Origin of the sequence: Kitasatospora sp. NPDC057198 (genome assembly GCF_042670125.1) — a bacterium.
Lineage (GTDB): Bacteria > Actinomycetota > Actinomycetes > Streptomycetales > Streptomycetaceae > Kitasatospora.
The window spans coordinates 36277-51366 of the sequence record NZ_JBHUWH010000001.1 but is presented as its reverse complement, the minus strand read 5'-3'; the positions used below and the strand labels follow the sequence as shown (position 1 = coordinate 51366).

22 protein-coding genes are annotated in these 15090 nt (G+C 72.1%); 7 read left to right on the top strand and 15 right to left on the bottom strand.

Annotation, left to right across the window (positions count from 1 at the left end; genetic code table 11):
* Window positions 1-9 precede the first annotated feature (9 nt).
* Together ACFUEL_RS00245 and ACFUEL_RS00240 are read left to right on the top strand one after the other, a co-directional pair.
* Complete coding sequence (locus tag ACFUEL_RS00245; RefSeq protein ID WP_380233593.1) at window positions 10-852, top strand: siderophore-interacting protein; 843 nt, start codon at window positions 10-12, stop codon at window positions 850-852.
* A 157-nt stretch (window positions 853-1009) separates the two neighbouring features.
* Entirely contained in the window at window positions 1010-1612 is a 603-nt protein-coding gene (locus ACFUEL_RS00240) for a superoxide dismutase (protein WP_380233592.1), read from the top strand.
* A 320-nt stretch (window positions 1613-1932) separates the two neighbouring features.
* Here the strand turns inward: ACFUEL_RS00240 and ACFUEL_RS00235 are convergent, their stop codons facing one another.
* Window positions 1933-3447, bottom strand: a complete 1515-nt coding sequence (locus ACFUEL_RS00235; protein ID WP_380233591.1) for an MFS transporter — start codon at window positions 3445-3447, stop codon at window positions 1933-1935.
* 64 nt (window positions 3448-3511) lie between these two features.
* Here ACFUEL_RS00235 and ACFUEL_RS00230 point away from each other — a divergent pair, with 64 nt between their 5' ends.
* The 4 genes from ACFUEL_RS00230 (at window position 3512) to ACFUEL_RS00215 (ending at window position 6886) form a co-directional block, all read left to right on the top strand.
* On the top strand, window positions 3512-4285 hold the full coding sequence (locus tag ACFUEL_RS00230; protein WP_380233590.1) for an ArsR/SmtB family transcription factor: 774 nt from the start codon (window positions 3512-3514) through the stop codon (window positions 4283-4285).
* Window positions 4282-5250 carry an RNA polymerase sigma factor SigJ gene (gene sigJ, locus ACFUEL_RS00225; RefSeq protein ID WP_380233588.1) on the top strand — a complete coding sequence of 323 codons (969 nt, stop codon included), beginning with the start codon at window positions 4282-4284 and terminating at the stop codon, window positions 5248-5250. The genes ACFUEL_RS00230 and sigJ overlap by 4 nt, the downstream gene beginning before the upstream one ends.
* 27 nt (window positions 5251-5277) lie before the next feature.
* Window positions 5278-6084: an SDR family oxidoreductase gene (locus tag ACFUEL_RS00220; RefSeq protein ID WP_380233587.1), complete on the top strand. Its 807-nt coding sequence runs from the start codon at window positions 5278-5280 to the stop codon at window positions 6082-6084.
* Between the two features lie 394 nt (window positions 6085-6478).
* On the top strand, window positions 6479-6886 hold the full coding sequence (locus ACFUEL_RS00215) for a DUF6907 domain-containing protein (protein ID WP_380233586.1): 408 nt from the start codon (window positions 6479-6481) through the stop codon (window positions 6884-6886).
* Between the two features lie 530 nt (window positions 6887-7416).
* Here ACFUEL_RS00215 and ACFUEL_RS00210 read toward each other — a convergent pair.
* The 14 genes from ACFUEL_RS00210 to ACFUEL_RS00145 form a co-directional block, all read right to left on the bottom strand.
* Window positions 7417-7605, bottom strand: coding sequence for a hypothetical protein (locus ACFUEL_RS00210; RefSeq protein ID WP_380233585.1), 189 nt, complete (start codon window positions 7603-7605; stop codon window positions 7417-7419).
* A complete protein-coding gene (locus ACFUEL_RS00205; protein WP_380233584.1) occupies window positions 7602-7841 on the bottom strand; it encodes a hypothetical protein in 240 nt (79 codons plus the stop codon). The genes ACFUEL_RS00210 and ACFUEL_RS00205 overlap by 4 nt, the downstream gene beginning before the upstream one ends.
* A 179-nt stretch (window positions 7842-8020) precedes the next feature.
* Window positions 8021-8860 carry a helix-turn-helix domain-containing protein gene (locus ACFUEL_RS00200; protein ID WP_380233583.1) on the bottom strand — a complete coding sequence of 280 codons (840 nt, stop codon included), beginning with the start codon at window positions 8858-8860 and terminating at the stop codon, window positions 8021-8023.
* Window positions 8857-9396, bottom strand: coding sequence for a DUF6879 family protein (locus ACFUEL_RS00195; RefSeq protein WP_380233582.1), 540 nt, complete (start codon window positions 9394-9396; stop codon window positions 8857-8859). The genes ACFUEL_RS00200 and ACFUEL_RS00195 overlap by 4 nt, the downstream gene beginning before the upstream one ends.
* 2 nt (window positions 9397-9398) lie before the next feature.
* On the bottom strand, window positions 9399-9602 hold the full coding sequence (locus ACFUEL_RS00190) for a hypothetical protein (protein ID WP_380233581.1): 204 nt from the start codon (window positions 9600-9602) through the stop codon (window positions 9399-9401).
* Window positions 9603-9800: 198 nt separating this feature from the next.
* Window positions 9801-9971, bottom strand: a complete 171-nt coding sequence (locus ACFUEL_RS00185) for a hypothetical protein (protein WP_380233580.1) — start codon at window positions 9969-9971, stop codon at window positions 9801-9803.
* 212 nt (window positions 9972-10183) lie between these two features.
* Complete coding sequence (locus tag ACFUEL_RS00180; RefSeq protein ID WP_380233579.1) at window positions 10184-10741, bottom strand: hypothetical protein; 558 nt, start codon at window positions 10739-10741, stop codon at window positions 10184-10186.
* Entirely contained in the window at window positions 10738-10932 is a 195-nt protein-coding gene (locus ACFUEL_RS00175; RefSeq protein ID WP_380233578.1) for a hypothetical protein, read from the bottom strand. The genes ACFUEL_RS00180 and ACFUEL_RS00175 overlap by 4 nt, the downstream gene beginning before the upstream one ends.
* Complete coding sequence (locus tag ACFUEL_RS00170) at window positions 10907-11089, bottom strand: helix-turn-helix domain-containing protein (RefSeq protein WP_380233577.1); 183 nt, start codon at window positions 11087-11089, stop codon at window positions 10907-10909. Before ACFUEL_RS00170 ends, ACFUEL_RS00175 begins: the two co-directional genes overlap by 26 nt.
* 211 nt (window positions 11090-11300) lie before the next feature.
* Window positions 11301-11657, bottom strand: coding sequence for a hypothetical protein (locus tag ACFUEL_RS00165; protein WP_380233576.1), 357 nt, complete (start codon window positions 11655-11657; stop codon window positions 11301-11303).
* Between the two features lie 336 nt (window positions 11658-11993).
* On the bottom strand, window positions 11994-13058 hold the full coding sequence (locus ACFUEL_RS00160) for an AAA family ATPase (protein ID WP_380233575.1): 1065 nt from the start codon (window positions 13056-13058) through the stop codon (window positions 11994-11996).
* A complete protein-coding gene (locus ACFUEL_RS00155) occupies window positions 13055-13342 on the bottom strand; it encodes a hypothetical protein (RefSeq protein ID WP_380233574.1) in 288 nt (95 codons plus the stop codon). Before ACFUEL_RS00155 ends, ACFUEL_RS00160 begins: the two co-directional genes overlap by 4 nt.
* Before the next feature lie 13 nt (window positions 13343-13355).
* Complete coding sequence (locus tag ACFUEL_RS00150; RefSeq protein WP_380233573.1) at window positions 13356-14000, bottom strand: hypothetical protein; 645 nt, start codon at window positions 13998-14000, stop codon at window positions 13356-13358.
* 151 nt (window positions 14001-14151) lie between these two features.
* Window positions 14152-14346, bottom strand: coding sequence for a helix-turn-helix domain-containing protein (locus tag ACFUEL_RS00145; protein ID WP_380233572.1), 195 nt, complete (start codon window positions 14344-14346; stop codon window positions 14152-14154).
* Window positions 14347-14481: 135 nt separating this feature from the next.
* On the opposite strand from ACFUEL_RS00145, the gene ACFUEL_RS00140 reads away from it, so the two are divergent.
* Window positions 14482-15045: a hypothetical protein gene (locus ACFUEL_RS00140; protein WP_380233571.1), complete on the top strand. Its 564-nt coding sequence runs from the start codon at window positions 14482-14484 to the stop codon at window positions 15043-15045.
* Window positions 15046-15090: the final 45 nt, after the last annotated feature.

Sequence of the window (15090 nt, the reverse complement as noted above, 5' to 3'; positions counted from 1 at the left end):
GGCCGTCCGATGAGCGACCTCGCCCAGGAGTACGACTTCTTCCCGGCACACGTGGTGCGCACCCGGCGGCTCGGCCCGACCATGCTGCGGGTCACCTTCGGCGGCGCGGCGCTGCGCGGCTTCGCGAGCGGCGGGCGCGACCAGTCCTTCTCGCTGTTCCTGCCGCACCCCGGCCAGGACGAGCCGAACCTCCCGTACGCGGAGGGCGAGGGCTGGTTCGCGGCCTGGCGGGCGATCCCGGCCGGCGAGCGGGCCGTGATGCGCTCGTACACGATCCGCGCGCAGCGGGCCGAACCGCCGGAGCTGGACGTCGACTTCGCGCTGCACGGCAGCGGGCCGGACGCCGGACCGGCCACCGGCTGGGCCTCGGCCGCCGGGCCCGGCGCGCGGGTGGTGCTGCTCGGCCCGGCCGTCGCCGACAACCGCTCGGTATCCTTCCGGCCGCCCGCGGACGCCGACCACGTGCTGCTGCTGGCCGACGAGACGGCGCTGCCCGCGGCGGGCGGCATCCTGGAGTGGCTGCCGCCCGGCACCCGCGGCCTGGCCTGGATCGAGGTGCCGGACGCCGCCGACGTCCAGGACCTGGCCGCCCCCGAGGGGGTGCGGATCAGCTGGCTGGTGCGCGCCCCCGGCGCCCCCTCCGGCCTGCTGCCCGCCCTGCGCGCGGCCGAACTGCCCGGCGGCGCCCCGTACGCGTGGATCGCCGGGGAGTCCGGCACCGTCAAGGAGCTGCGCCGGCACCTGGTGCGCGAACGCGGCGTCGACCGGCGGGCGGTGGCGTTCTCCGGCTACTGGCGGCGCGGCGCGTCCGAGGACCGGCTGCGCGAGGAGGCGTACGCCGGGCAGTCCTGACCCCGTCCCCGCCGAAGGCCCGTCCGGTCCCACCGGGCGGGCCTTCGCCGTGCGGCGACACCGGACCTTAATGCCCCATCAGTGCTACTGCAATCAATGTGCAATAAGGTGGCTCTCGCAACTGACCCTCCGTCCGAACGAGAAGGGCTGCTCAGCCATGGGTGCCTACACGCTGCCTGACCTCCCGTACGACTACTCCGCCCTGGAGCGGGCGATGTCCGCCGAGATCCTCGAACTGCACCACTCCAAGCACCACTTGGCGTACGTCAACGGCGCCAACTCGACCCTCGACCAGCTCGCCGAGGCCCGCGACAAGGAGCAGTTCGGCGCCCTGGTCGGCCTGCAGAAGACGCTCGCCTTCCACCTCTCCGGCCACGTCCTGCACTCGCTGTTCTGGGAGAACCTCTCCCCCGACGGCGGCGACCGCCCCGAGGGCGCCCTCGCCGACGCCGTCACCGAGCACTTCGGCTCCTTCGACGCCTTCAAGCAGCAGCTCACCGCCGCCACCGTCGGCGTCCAGGGCTCCGGCTGGGGCATCCTCTCCTGGGAGCCGCTCGGCAAGCGCCTGATCGTCGAGCAGGTCTACGACCACCACGGCAACGTCGGCCAGGGCACCGTCCCGCTGCTCGCCTTCGACGCCTGGGAGCACGCCTACTACCTGCAGTACCGCAACGTCCGCCCCGACTACGTCACCCGCCTGTGGGACGTCGTCAACTGGCAGGACGTCAGCGACCGTTACACCGCCGCCACCCAGGGCTGACCGGCCCGGCAGCGCCCCCGCCGCCCGGTCGGCGGACGTCCGCGCCGGACGGTCCAGCACCCGCTCGACGTCCGGCCGGACCGCGGGCCCCTCCGGCCCGCGGCCCGCTCGGGGGTTCGCCCAGCACCTCGTCCCGCCGACGCGGGGGGACGGCTTCCACCTCGGCCGAACGCCCCGAACGCCACCCGCCGGTGCGCGCCAACTACCCTCGACAGAACGCATGTTGGGTGTGAACGGCCCGGCCGCCGAACCGCCCCGCCCACCGCGCCCACCCCGACCGCCCGGCAGGACCGGCACCCGCCCGCCGCCCGCGGCCGACCTCAGGACCGTCCGCCGCGCGCCGACCGCCGCAGGACCCGCAGCACCAGCAGCGCGCCGAGCAGGAAGGCGCCCGCCGCGACGAGCGCCGAGGCGTGCAACCCGGGCACCGGGCCCAGGCCGCCCAGCAGGGTGCCGAACAGCGCCACCCCGAGCGAACTTCCCACCTGGCGGGCGACGTTGAACACCGCCGAGGCCGTGCCCGCCGCGCCCGGCGGGGCCGCCTCCAGCACCGCGACGGTCGCCGCCACCACCGTCACCGGCGTCGCCAGGCCGGTCGCCACCAGCGCGAACAGCAGCACCGGGTACGGCGTGTCCGGCCCCGCCGCCAACCAGCCCAGGAACCCGGCCGCCCCCAGCAGCAGCGCCCCCGCCATCGGCCGGTACGGGCCGTACCGGGCCGACAGCCGGCTCGACAACGGGGCCGCCGCCAGACCCGCCCCCACCGAGGGCAGCAGCGCCAGGCCCGTCCCCAACGCGCCGTAGCCGCGCACCAGTTGGAAGTGCAGCGCCAGCACGTACAGCATCCCGTAGTAGCCCAGGCCGAGCAGCAGGCCGACGGCGTCCACCGCGGCGAGCCGCCCGTCCCGCAGCAACGCGGGCGGCAGCAGCGGCACCCGGCCGCCCGGACCCGCCGACCGCCGCTCCAGCCGCCACTCCAAGCCCAGCTCCACCCGGGCGAACCCGGCCAGTGCCGCCGCCCCCGCCCCGAACGCGCCCAGCACCCACGGCGAACCCCAGCCCCGCGTGCCCGCCTCGTTCACCGCCCCGACCAGCGCCACCAGGCCCACCGTGCCCAGCAGTTGGCCCACCGGATCGCCCCGCCGCCCCGACCCCCGCACCGACCCTCGACCCTGCCTCCGCCCCGACCCCCGCCCCGGCCTCCGCACCGTCCACCGTTCCGGCCCCCGCTCCGCCGACGCGGCGACGTGCCGGCGGGTCAGCACCGCCGCCAGCGCCGCGACCGGCAGGTTCGCCCAGAACACCCACCGCCAGCCCGGCCCGGCCACCAGCAGCCCGCCCACCGCGGGCCCCGCCCCGAACGCCACCGCCGAGACCAGCCCCCACACCCCCACCGCCCGGGCCCGCAGCGCCCCGTCCGGGTACGCCGCCCGCAGCAGCGCGAACGAGGCCGGCACCAGCAGCGCCGCCCCCGCCCCCTGCCCGAACCGGGCCCCGACCAGCACCGACCCCGACGGGGCCGCCGCGCAGAGCGCCGAAGCCGCCGCGAACAGCCCGAGCCCCGCCAGGTACAGCCGCCGGTGCCCGAACCGGTCGCCGAGCCCGCCGCCGAGCAGCAGCAGCCCCGCGAACACCGTGCTGTAGCCGTCCACCACCCACTGCAACCCCGCCGCCCCCGCCCCCAGCGAGGCCCGCACGGCCGGCACCGCGACGTTCACCACCGTCACGTCCAGCATCACCAGGAAGGAGCCCAGGCTCACCGCGACCAGCGGCGGCAGGGCGAGCCGCGCCGCCGGCGGCCGGACGGGCGTCCGCGTCATCAGTACGAAAGGCATGACGGCAGTCTCGGCGCGGAACACTTCGCCACCCGACGAACCGTGCCCGCCGTAGGCTGGCCCCGTGCCCGCTCCGCTCACCCCCTCCAGCGGCCAGCCCGACGTCGCCAGGGCCGCCGCGCTGCTCGCCGACCCGTCCCGGGCCCGGATGCTGAAGGCGCTCGGCGACGGCCGCGCCCTGTCCGGCGCCGTCCTCGCCGCCGAGGCGGGCATCGGCGCGCCCACCGCCAGCGCCCACCTGGCCCGGCTCCTCGACGCCGGGCTGATCACCGTCCGCAGCAGCGGCCGCAACCGCTTCTACCGGCTGTCCGGCCCCGAGGTCGGCCACGCCCTGGAGGCCCTCGCGCTGATCGCGCCCCCGCTGCCGATCACCTCGCTGCGCGAGAGCAGCACCGACAACGCGCTGCGCCGCTCCCGCACCTGCTACGACCACCTCGCGGGCCGACTCGGCGTCGCCCTGATGGGCGCCCTGCTCGACCGCGGCCTGCTCACCGGCCACGACGGCACCCACCGCCCGGCCGCCGCCGTCCGCGACCGCGCCAGCGGCTACGGCCACGACCACCACTACCGGCTCACCCCGCCCGGCCGGGCCGCCCTGCAACGGCTCGGCATCGACCTCGACGCCCTCCCGCCGCGCCGCCCGCTGGTCCGCTACTGCGTCGACTGGAGCGAACGGCAGCACCACCTGGCCGGCGCCGCCGGAGCCGCCCTCACCGCCCGCCTGCTCGCCCTCGGCTGGATCCGGCACGGCGCCGGCCCCCGCGTCGTCCACCTCACCCCGACCGGCGCCGACGGCCTCGCCGACTGGATCGGCCTGCGTCCTAGCATGGCTCCGTGAACGTTCGACAGGACGAATCAGCACGGGAGTTCGAGAGCCACCGGGGGCGGCTGTTCGCGCTGGCCTACCGGATGCTCGGGTCCGCCGCCGAGGCGGAGGACACCGTGCAGGACGCCTACCTGCGCTGGCACGGCACCGAACCCGGGCAGGTCGCCGCGCCCGGACCGTGGCTCAACAAGGTGGTCGCCAACCTCTGCCTGAACCGGCTCACCTCGGCCCGGGCCCGCCGCGAGGAGTACCCGGGCACGTGGCTGCCGGAGCCGGTGGCGAGCGGGGCGCTCGGGCCGATGGAACGGGCCGAGCAGCGCGAGATGGTCTCCTTCGCGGTGCTCACCATGATGGAGCGCCTCTCCCCGCCCGAGCGCGCCGCCGTCGTCCTGCGCGACGCGTTCACCTACAGCCACCGGGAGATCGCCGGCGTCCTGGACTGCACCGAGGCCGCCGCCCGCCAGCTCTACCACCGGGGCCGCAAGCACCTCGCCGCCGAGACCCAGCCCCGCGCCGCCGAAGCCCCGCACCCCGGCAGCACGGCCTCGCATCCCGGCAGTGTGGACGCCGAGCAGAACGCCGCCCTGCTCGGCCGCTTCCTGCGGGCCGCCTCCGAAGGGGCGCTGGACCAGCTCGAACAGCTCCTCGCCGAACAGGTCGTGGTCTGGTCGGACGGCGGCGGCAAGGTCCGCGCCGCGCTGCGGCCGGTGCACGGCCGCGACAACGCCGCCCGCTTCCTGGCCGGCCTGTTCGAACGGTTCACCGCGGGCGTCCGGTTCGAACTCGCCGAGGCCAACGGCACCACCGTCCTGCTCTGCTGGGAGGGCGACGCGCTCACCTCCGTCGGCGCGGTCGACGGCGGACCCGACGGCGTCACCGACATCCGGATCCTCCGCAACCCGGACAAACTCACCCACTACGCGCAGCGGCACCGCGCGCTGTCACAGAACGGCCGACCGCCCGGTTCCTCCTGGTGAGACCACCCACCGGAGAGGAACCCGACCATGAACCCCCAGGCCCCGAACTCCCCCGCCCCGGACACCGCCGCCTCCCACCCCCTGCTGGTGACCGGCGCGACCGGCGTCCTCGGCCGCGAGGTGCTGCGCCACGCCCGCGCCACCGGCCGTCCCGTCCACGCCCTCACCCGGCGCACCGCCCTCCCCGCCGGGGACGGCATCCACTGGCACACCGGCGACCTCACCACCGGCACCGGCCTGGACGCGGCACTGGCCGGCGCCGACGCCGTGATCCACTGCGCCAGCGACCCGCGGCACCCGAAGCACGACCTGCCCGCCCTCCGCCACCTGCTGGAGGCCGCCCGGCGGGCCGGGGTCCGGCACGTCGTCAACATCTCCATCGTCGGCGTCGACCGGGTCCCGATGCGCTACTACCGGATCAAGCTCCAGGGGGAGGAACTCCTCGCCGCGTCCGGCCTCGGCTGGACCAACCTGCGCGCCACCCAGTTCCCCCAGCTCCTCGACGGCATGCTCACCCCCCTCGCCAAGCTCCCCGTCCTCCCCATGCCCTCCCGCACCCCCGTCCAGCCCGTCCACCCCGCCGAGGTCGCCGCCCGCCTGGTCGAACTCGCCCTCGCCGAACCCGCCGGCCACGCCCCCGACTTCGCCGGCCCCGAGACCCGCCCCGCCACCGAACTCGCCGCCGACTGGCTGCGCGCCCGCGGCCGCCGCCGCCCGGTCCTCCCCCTCCACCTCCCCGGCCGCACCGGCCGCACCCTGCGCGCGGGCGCCCTCACCGCCCCCCAGAACGCGTACGGGACCCGCACCTGGGAGGACTTCCTCACCGAGAAGTGAGAGGCCCCCACCGGGGAGCACCACCCCTCCCTGAAAAGCGGGCCGGCCCGCAAGGTCCCCACCCAGCCGCCGGGAGAACACCAAAAAGGCCCAGGTCAGCGACTATCCGACCTGGGCCTTCACTGAGCCGCCTATGGGATTCGAACCCATGACCTACGCATTACGAGTTTCTCGGGCCAAAGGTCGCAACGGGTCACCAGAGACCGTATCACCTGGTCAGAGGGCTTTTCCGACCTCCCTGACCGTTCTCGACCGAGGACGAACCGCAACTACGAATGCAACTGCAACTGCTCGGGCTCCGCCCGGTCCTCCGCACAGACAGAACAGCGCCGCCCGGTGTGTCACCACCAGACAGCGCCTAGGACCGGACGCCTCTCACGTAGGAGCCCAACCCATGACGCACGACCCTACCCCCGCCCTGCCCGACCAGCGGCCCATCACCGTTCAGACCAGCGACCGCGGCCCCGTCGCGGTCACCTGCCCGTCCTGGTGCGCGGGCCGCCACGAGGACGGCGAGCAGCTGGTCGACCTCGGCCACGTCAGCGAGAACACCGAACTCCTCGTACACACCGAGCGCGGCCCGGCCGAGCTGGCGCACCTGCTGTTCGCCAGCTACCCGTTCGCCACGCAGGACACCGACCACGGTCCCGCAGTGGCGGTCAAGCTCGCGTACGACTACTTCAGCTTCCGGACGGACACGGCCCTGTACCAGCTCGCCGACGAGATCGCGGCTCACGCGGTCCGTATCCGAGCCATCGCCCGACAGCTGGCCGAGCTGCAGGCCGCAGAGGTCGACCGATGACCGCGGCGCCGATCAGTAGGGGCGGCCTCGCTGACGCCATCGCCCGGGTGCTGGCCGGGCCCTTCACCTGGCGCACGGTGATGCCGCCGCAGGGCGGGCCGGAGCTGGGTGAGTCAGGCAGGGTGAGTCAGGTGAGTCAGGCTCAACGAAGCCTTTCCACCGCCGCGCTGATCGTCTTGCATGGCTGCTGGCGACGTGGTGACTCGACGCGCCAAGCCGCAGCCAAGACGGGGGTGAGTCAAGCGACTGCATCCCGCTACTACCGTCGGTTCGAAGTTGGGTAGGTGTTGGCCTTGATGATGTCGAGGTGTTACTTCCCTGAGTAGCTGACGCGCGTTGAGGGGGCATGGCTACTCGTGAAGAACGTCTACGCATCCTGGGCCCAGAGGGTGTGGCGGCTGCCCGCCGTATCGCCGACGCCGCACCCCCGCCATCGCCTGAACTCTGCGCGATTCTCAGGCCGATCCTTGCCCCGGCGATGGCGCGGGTCCTCGCCGAGAAAGCTCGAAAAGCACAAGAAGCCGAACAGCTCAGCGATCAGTGCGATGCTGAAGCACCGGCCGATCATCAAGCTGGCAACCCGGGTGATTGCGGATCGCCTCCGCGTAGCTGTTGATCTGTCCGACGTACTCACCGCGGGTGTAGCTGCCGCACCGCAGGCAGTACCCAAGCGCCAATTCAGGCTCTGGCTCCGGCTCGACCTGCTGGCGGGCGGTCATACGGTGATTGCGAGATGCACCTCGCGGGTGCGGCCGTCGAGCGTGAACGCGAGCCGCTGCGGACCCCGGGCAAGGTGCATCTCCATCAGGCCGGGGTCGTGCAGCAGCACCCGGTACGCCTCGGCCTGATCCCAGCCCAGGGGCAGTGCCCGAAGTGTGGCCCACAGCGTTCGGCCGGCGGCCTCCACGGTGGGGCAGGTGCGCTCGGCCATGACGCCCGGGATCGACACGGTCACACCGGAGTTGGTCGGAGCCACCGGAGTTGCGGACGATAGCCGGGGCACGAGGCTGGGAAGCATGTGGAACCTCCGCTACGAATGGAACGGGATACCTGGAAGGTACCCGCGAGGTTCCGCGGCCGACCTGCGTGTTTCTCGCTGCTTCTCGTGCGGTTCGGCGGGTTTCTCGGCGCTTCTCACGCAGCCAGCAACAAGGCCACGGATGACAGCAGCCGATGGGCCTCGGTTCCGAACACGGCCACTGCCTGGTACATCTCCCAGGCCCGCAGATACAGGGCGACGTCCGTCGGGCTGTCGAGATACTGCTCGGCGCTGATGGTTTCGACGGTCACGTACTGGTCGTCCTGAATCCAGAACGAGTGCCTGAGCCCGAGGGTGAGTTGGGTTGCGAACGGGATGATCCCAAGAGAGACGTTCGGCAGGCCGATCGCGCCGGCCAGTCGGTAGACCTGGGCGACCATCGCCTCGCGCGGGCAGATCAGTGAGCGCAGCGCGGCTTCGGAGACGATGAACTCGAACCGCTTCCCCGGTTGGTACAGGGCTTCCTGGCGGCGCATCCGTTCCATGACCGCAGCGTCGGTGTCGCGCGGCGACTGGTGCAGTACCGCGTTCGCGGCGAACACCGCGCGTGCGTACTCCGGGGTCTGCAGCAGTCCGGGCACGGTGAGCGGCTCGTAGGCGCGGGTGTGCCCGACCACCTGCTCGGCCTTCCGGATCGCTTCCTGAATCGGTTGGTGGCCCTTCGCTAGCCGCCGGCGCCACGACTGGTAGTTCGTCTCCAGGCCCCGCAGGTCCGCCACCAGCGAGGCGGCGGCCCCGGGTTGCCCGGTGGCCTCCGCCCAAGCGGTCAAGTCGGCTGCGGTGGCGGTCTGCTGGCCGTTCTCTAGCTTGCTGATCTTCGAGTGCGCCCACCCGAGCGCGGCGGCGAGCTGGCGGCCTGTGAGGCCGGCTTCGCCGCGCAGTTGGTGCAGGCGCTTGCCAAGAGCCTCACGGGCCCGCTGGTAGTCGGTGCTCACGCCCCGGAGAGTACTCGGGCGGCGAACTCGGCGCGGACGACTGCGCGCGGCCACGCCAAGTCCCGGATCCGACATGCCTCCGCGACCGCGGCCGGGTCTTCGATCAGCTCGGTGCCGAGGTAGTTGTCCTGCTGGTCGAAGTGCAGCTCCAGGACGGTTGCGGAGTCGAACAACCAGAAGTCCCGCATGGGAAGACCAAGTTCGTCGGCAGCGGCGCGGGTCAGGTGCCTGATGTCCTCGCCGGCCAGGACGTTGGCCCAGCCGGTCGCCAGGAGGTACGCCTGCCCTTCGGCGATCGGCTCGTCGGCGATCCGCACCCGCCGGATCGCCTTGCCGACGGCGACCTGGGCGGAGATGTTCCGGCACCACGGCCGCCCCGGGTCGACGGCAGGGTCCTCGCCCCGGACCCACTGCTGGTAAGCGGCGTCCTCACGGTCCGAGGCGTACCCGCGGCGGCTCTCCAACCGCCATGCCTCGCAGGAGAAGCCGTCGCCGAAGAAGTGGTCGAACTGCTCGTCGGTGATGAACTCCGGCATAGTCAGTCCTTGGGCCCGTGGTCGGTCAGCAGGGCGCGTGGGACAACGACGAAGGTCTCGCCCGGCAGCACGTCCTTGAGCTGGTCGAGCGCCTCGGGGTCAGTGAGCCGGTAGCCCTGGACCACGATGTCGCCGGTCTCCTCTACCTCGTACAGGGTGGGGCACTTGCCGTCGCTGGAGGTGGTGCCGAGCATCCGCAGCTTCATCTCGCCGCTCTCCTCTGCTGGTTGGTGGACACAGCATGGCGCGGGCATACCCAGAGCCGCAGCGGTTCGCGGATTCCCAGCCGAACGGAAACTGGCAGCAACCGGTGTTGAGTTGATGAGTAGCGTGCGGGTGCGCGAGCTGGCCGGCGAGACCGGCCTGCCCCGGAAACCGCACCGAGAGCAGGCCGGTGGAGCCCGCTAGAAACCGTGGAGCTTGTTGCTCTGGGAAGCGCGCTTCTCGTCGCGGATGCGCTCGGCCGTGGCCTCCAGGCCCGGAAGCCGCTCTTCGAGGGCCTCGTGCCAGGTGCGGTGCCGGGCGTAGTTGTCGACCAGCGCGCCGCAGACGCGGCAGGTCGTGGGATCCGCCATGTACTTCCTCCTCCGGTTGGTGCAGGGCGCCACCGTAACGCTTCGGCCGCCAGGTGCGGCCGGGAACCCCGAGGCTCGCCGGGAGCGGGCCCGCCATGTAGTACCGGCCCGCCAGGCGCGGGCCCCGACGCTCCCCAGGAGGGCGCGACGGGGCCAACAGCAGCAATGCGCCCGGCCGCCGTGGTGGCAGCCGGGCGCGCATCGTCGGCAGATCAGCCCGTACGGCGGCCCTGGTCGGCGTACATGTGCCGGGTAGCGGCGCCATTCATCGCCCGGTCGACGATCGACTGCCCACCGATGGGCGCGTACACGGTCCCGTCGACGGTGACCGTGCCGTGTTCGTAGCTGCCGCTGACGGCAAGGTCGGAGTCGACGCACAGGTGGGCGGCCAGCTGCGGCACGGCCGCCTGGATGGCAAGGTTGCGCCGGTCGGCCAGCTGCAGCAGGTCGAACAGGGCCTCCTCGGCGCGCTTGGCTGCGGCCTGGATGGCCTCCGGGGTGCAGTCGGCGACGGAGGCGAGGAAGGCGTCACGGCGCCGCGCCGTCTCGGCGTTGGCCTCGGCCTTGCGGGCGGCCTCGGCCTTCCACTGGGCAGCCTCACGACGGAGTTGGGCGAAGCGACGCAGACCGCGGGCCCCCTCGACCTGCTCGGCGGTCACGCTCTCGTCACCGCCCCGCACGCGGTCTTCGAGGGCCGCGAGCAGCTGCTCGGCCTCGGCGACTTCCTGCTCGGCGACGGCAGTGATCTGGTCGGGCGTCTCGGTGCTCACGGGTTCCTCCGTGCTTCTCGGCGTGCCTGGACGATGGCGCCGACGGCCGCGGCGCCTTCCTCGCACTGCTTGCGGTACTCCGCGAGGGCTTCCTCGCGGTCTTCGGCGCGCTGGCGGGCGACTTCGAGGTCGGCCTCGATCTCGCGCTGGCGGGCGGCGAGACGGTCAGCCTGTGTGGGCGGGGTGGGCATGGTGTGCTCCGTGGCGGTAGGTGTCGAGGGAGTCGCGGTTGATGAGCCAGGCCCAGCCGGCGCGGCGGCCAACGAGCCGGCCGGTCCGGGCGAGGCGCCGCACGTACTCGGGGCTGCAGGCCAGGAGTTCCGCGGCCTCGGGTGCGGTCAGTTCCACCGTGGCAGGTACGGGTGCGGGAGTTCCGTCAGCGGAACTGGGGTGGTGCTCAGCGGAGTTGTGAAGGGCGTGCAGCAGGCGGACGGCACGCGGGCTGAGTGCAGTGCCGTCGGCCCGGCAGCGGGCCGCCAAGCCAAGCACCAGGGGCCGCAGCAGCTCCCGTGCGACGTCAGGCGGGACGAGGACGCTGCCGTCCGCCTGCAGCAGGCTGTCAGGCGGCGTCGCCACCGCGGGGCCCGTCGAACGGAGCCAGGTTCATCGGGCGCCCTTGGCGGGTGGCCTTACGCTGCAGGCGGGCGACGTTCGCTTCGAGCTTGCGCATCTCGGCCTGGTGAACGGCAGAGTTCTCCTGCGCCTTGCGGGCCTTGGCGGTGACGGCGTCGATCGCGGCGACGACCTCGGCGACCAGGTCGGCGGCCTTCGCGGATGTGGCGGGGTCGTGGTCGCGGAACACCTTGGCGATCTCGCGGCGGAGGCTGGCGTTCGCGCGGTCGAGGTCGTTGCGTCCGGGGTAGTGCCGGCCGCCACGGGACGGCAGGTTGGTGGGGGCGGTGGGGGTGTCGGGCATGAGGGTTGTCCTTCGTACATGTACGCGCGCCTACACGCGACGGGCGTCGGGACCGGTCGCGCGCACGAGGTGCCAGTTCGGTGATGGCTGGGAGTTGCGGTGGAACGCCCTGGCTGCTGGGCTCTGGATCCGCTGGCACTCGGGGGTTCTCTGGGGGTCGCTCACGCTCTCCCCCTCTATAGAGGGGGGAGAGATCGTGAACCTGGGCGTGTGAGCGTCGTGAACCTGGACGTGAAGCTGTGACCTGCCGTTTTGGCTCTGGCGTGAAGCTTGACGGCTGTGCGTGAGGCTTCACGGTCAAACCGGTGCGTGAACCTGTTCGTGAAGCTGCGTGAGCTACCTCCCGAGGTTGGCGAGACGGAGGAAGTAGCGGGCCGGGGTGTTCTTCGTCGTGCCGTCCACCCGGGTGAGGTACCCGGCCTCGGTCTGCTTCTCCAGCCGTCGGCGCGCTTTCTCTCGCTGGGCCGGGCTGGGGTTCTTGGTCTCGAAGAGGGTTTCGGCGGCCTGAGCTGCTGTCAGGCCGTTGACCCCGTTGGCCCGGATCAGGTCGAACAGGTCAGCCACCTGCGCGACCGTGGTTGTCCCGGCTGCATGGTCGTGGACAAGCCGCAGGGGGCCGACTTCGTCCATCGGCTGCTTGAGGTGCCGGAAGGTCACCACGGGGTCACCAGCCTCGCCCCACAGCAAGATCACAGAACCGGTGCCCGAGGTGATCCACGTCGACCCGTAGATGTCCGCCATGGTGTTGGGGGCGGCACCGTTTGGTCCCCGCTTCACCAGGTGGTGGTTCTCCAGCACCTGGACGCCTTCGGCGAGGGCCCTTTGTCGGGCCCTGTTGTAGCCAGCGCCGACAGCGTCGTCCGAGAGGCCGATGGCACCGTCCTTGATCGAGTCGATGACCACCGTGTCCGCGTCCGCCCTTGCACACATGAGCGCGAGGATGTCCGTGCGTTTGGCCATGTCGTACGGTGGCGGTCCTTCCCAGATGACCAAGTGCTCGTTCAGGAAGGCGAGATCGTCTTTGGCGAAGATCCGGCTTCCGGCACGCCGGGTCTGCGCGGGGCGGTCCATGGCCAGCAGGAGAACTCGCTTGCCGGGCTGGACGGGGTAGCCGAGCACGCTCTCCTGCAGGCCGAGTCGGGCCCTGATCAGCTGGTGTGCCAGCGTGGTCTTGCCGACACCTTGAGGCGCTGCGATGAGTAGGGCCTCGCCTTCGGCCCATAGGACGTCGCTCCCGGTGCCCCAGACGGCCGCTGGGATGTCAGGGACGTTGTGGAAGAACGCGCCGCCTGGCCGGAAGAGACTGGGCGCTTCTGGCTCATGAGGGCCGCCCTCGGGCGGCTCGTCGGGGAAGTCCTCCCCGGCGAACCACCGTGTGGCTTCTTCGTCGGTGACGGTCACGCTGCGTCTTGCCTGTCTTGGTCGAGGGTGAGGTACCTGCCGGGCTGACCTGGGATGGCGATGGGCGGCCAACCCGGGGTGGGCTTGAGGCGCGTGGGCGGCGGAAGCCGCTGGCGCTCGGCGAGTTCGGTGAGCGTGGGCTGGCCGCGAAGTGCGGCGAGCCGCTGGCGGACCGGCTCCCACGCGGCGGCTTCGGCGGCATCCTGCTCGGCGGTCCACCGGTCGAACAGGTGGTGTTCGAGGTGGAGGACGAATGCGTCGGTGATGACGGGGCTCAGTTCCATGGCCGGGGCGTCATCAGCTTTCGCCGAACAGCTCGGGGTCCGTGTGCTCGGCGGTGTAGAGGTTGCAGGCCGCGAGCAGGCCGCGCCGCATCTCCTTGGCGGCGTCGGCGGCGCTGATGCCGTCCATCTGCGCGCCCTCGACGTGGCGGCGGATCGTCTCGCCGGTCAGGTCGCAGGCGATGAGGTAGAACGGCGAGGAGGCCCGGTGCGCGGCGGGCCATGTGTTCCGGCCGGGGCTGGACTCGGCGAGTTCGGTCTCCTCGACGACGGCGATGACGAGCTGGGTGGCGATCCGGCGCCTGGCGTGGCGGTCCGGGGCGTCGGTGAGCGCGTACCGGATGGCGGCTTCGGCACGGGCCAGGCCCGCGGGCAGCAGCTCGGCCGGGGGCGGGCAGGCGGGGTAGCAGGCCCGCAGGACGTCGCCGTCAAGGGTGATCGAGTGGTCCCGCATCTCGACGTCGGGGCCGTTGTCGGTGCGGCAGTTGACGCACTCTCCGCCTTCGAGCTGCAGGCCGGTGAACGGCCCGGCGGGGGCCGGGGGGAGGGCGGCGGCGTTGGCCGCGCACTGCTCGATGGTGGTGCTGGTGGTGCGCCGGTCGGCGTCGTGCCAGGCATGGTCACCCCCGAGGGCGATCAGGGCGGACTGGCTGGTGCTCACGCGGGGACGAGCAGTACGGTGCATGGGAAGCTCCTTGACGGCGGCGCAACGGGTGTAGGGCCCGCGCCGCCGTTCGGCTGTTCAGGGATGGACGGTGGGGTGCTTCGTGGTCTCCAGCGGGATTGCCGTCCTGCTGGGGGCCGTTCGCGTTTCAGGCCGCGGCCTGGCCGTTCTGCTCGGCGTCCAGTCGACGAACGAACTCGCGCAGCGCATCGTCGGGGACGCGGCGCGAGCGGCCGATCTTGATGCTCCGGAGTTCGCCGGAGCCGATCAGGGCTTTAGCGGTGGTCAGGCCGACGCCCAGCTGCTCGGCAACCTCGCCTGCCCGGTAAAGGATTCGGGACATGCATGCTCCACTAGGCTTGATGCATAGCCATCGCGGCTATGCATCAAACCGTAGCGGCTCGCTATCGGTCGCGCAAGGCCATCATGGCTATGCACTGTGGTTGCGCAACCGCCTACTCGCTGGCACTCTGAGGGAATGCTTGAGCTTCAGCAGTGGTCCCTGCGCGTAGCGCCCGGCGGATGGGTTCGCGCCCACAGCCCAGAAGAAGAACGGACCGTCTACCTGCAACTTCGCGTGACCGAAGGAGACGAAGCCGACCGGCTGAACACGCACTTGGCTCTCATGGATAGCGAGAAGCCGATCAGCGTCCACGCCTGGAGTCGCTTCCCCTTTGCGCGTATCGAGACCCTGATGAACCGCGACTTCCACGAGGTACTCACTGAGCGTGTGGTGGGGCCAGAGCCGAGCCTCGATACCCTCGTGGAGTTCTTCGAAGCAGAGAGCATCCCAGTCACCATCTCGATGGTCGTCGGCGAACAGGCGGAACCCGCCCCGTTGGAGAATCCTCAAGGCCAGATCACCGACGAGTTCCTGCGTGCACTAGCCGACGTCTACCGCTGGCACGCCGCCCGCGGCGGGGCCCCCGGTCCGGTGATTGCCGAACAGACGGGTGCCCCACTGGGCACAGCACGGCGATGGATCAACACAGCCCGCAAGCGCGGCTTTCTCCCGCCCGGTCGACCGGGGCGTGCGGGGTGAGTGGCCGGCGGGCGAATGGTGAGTCGTCGGTCTACTTCTCCGAGG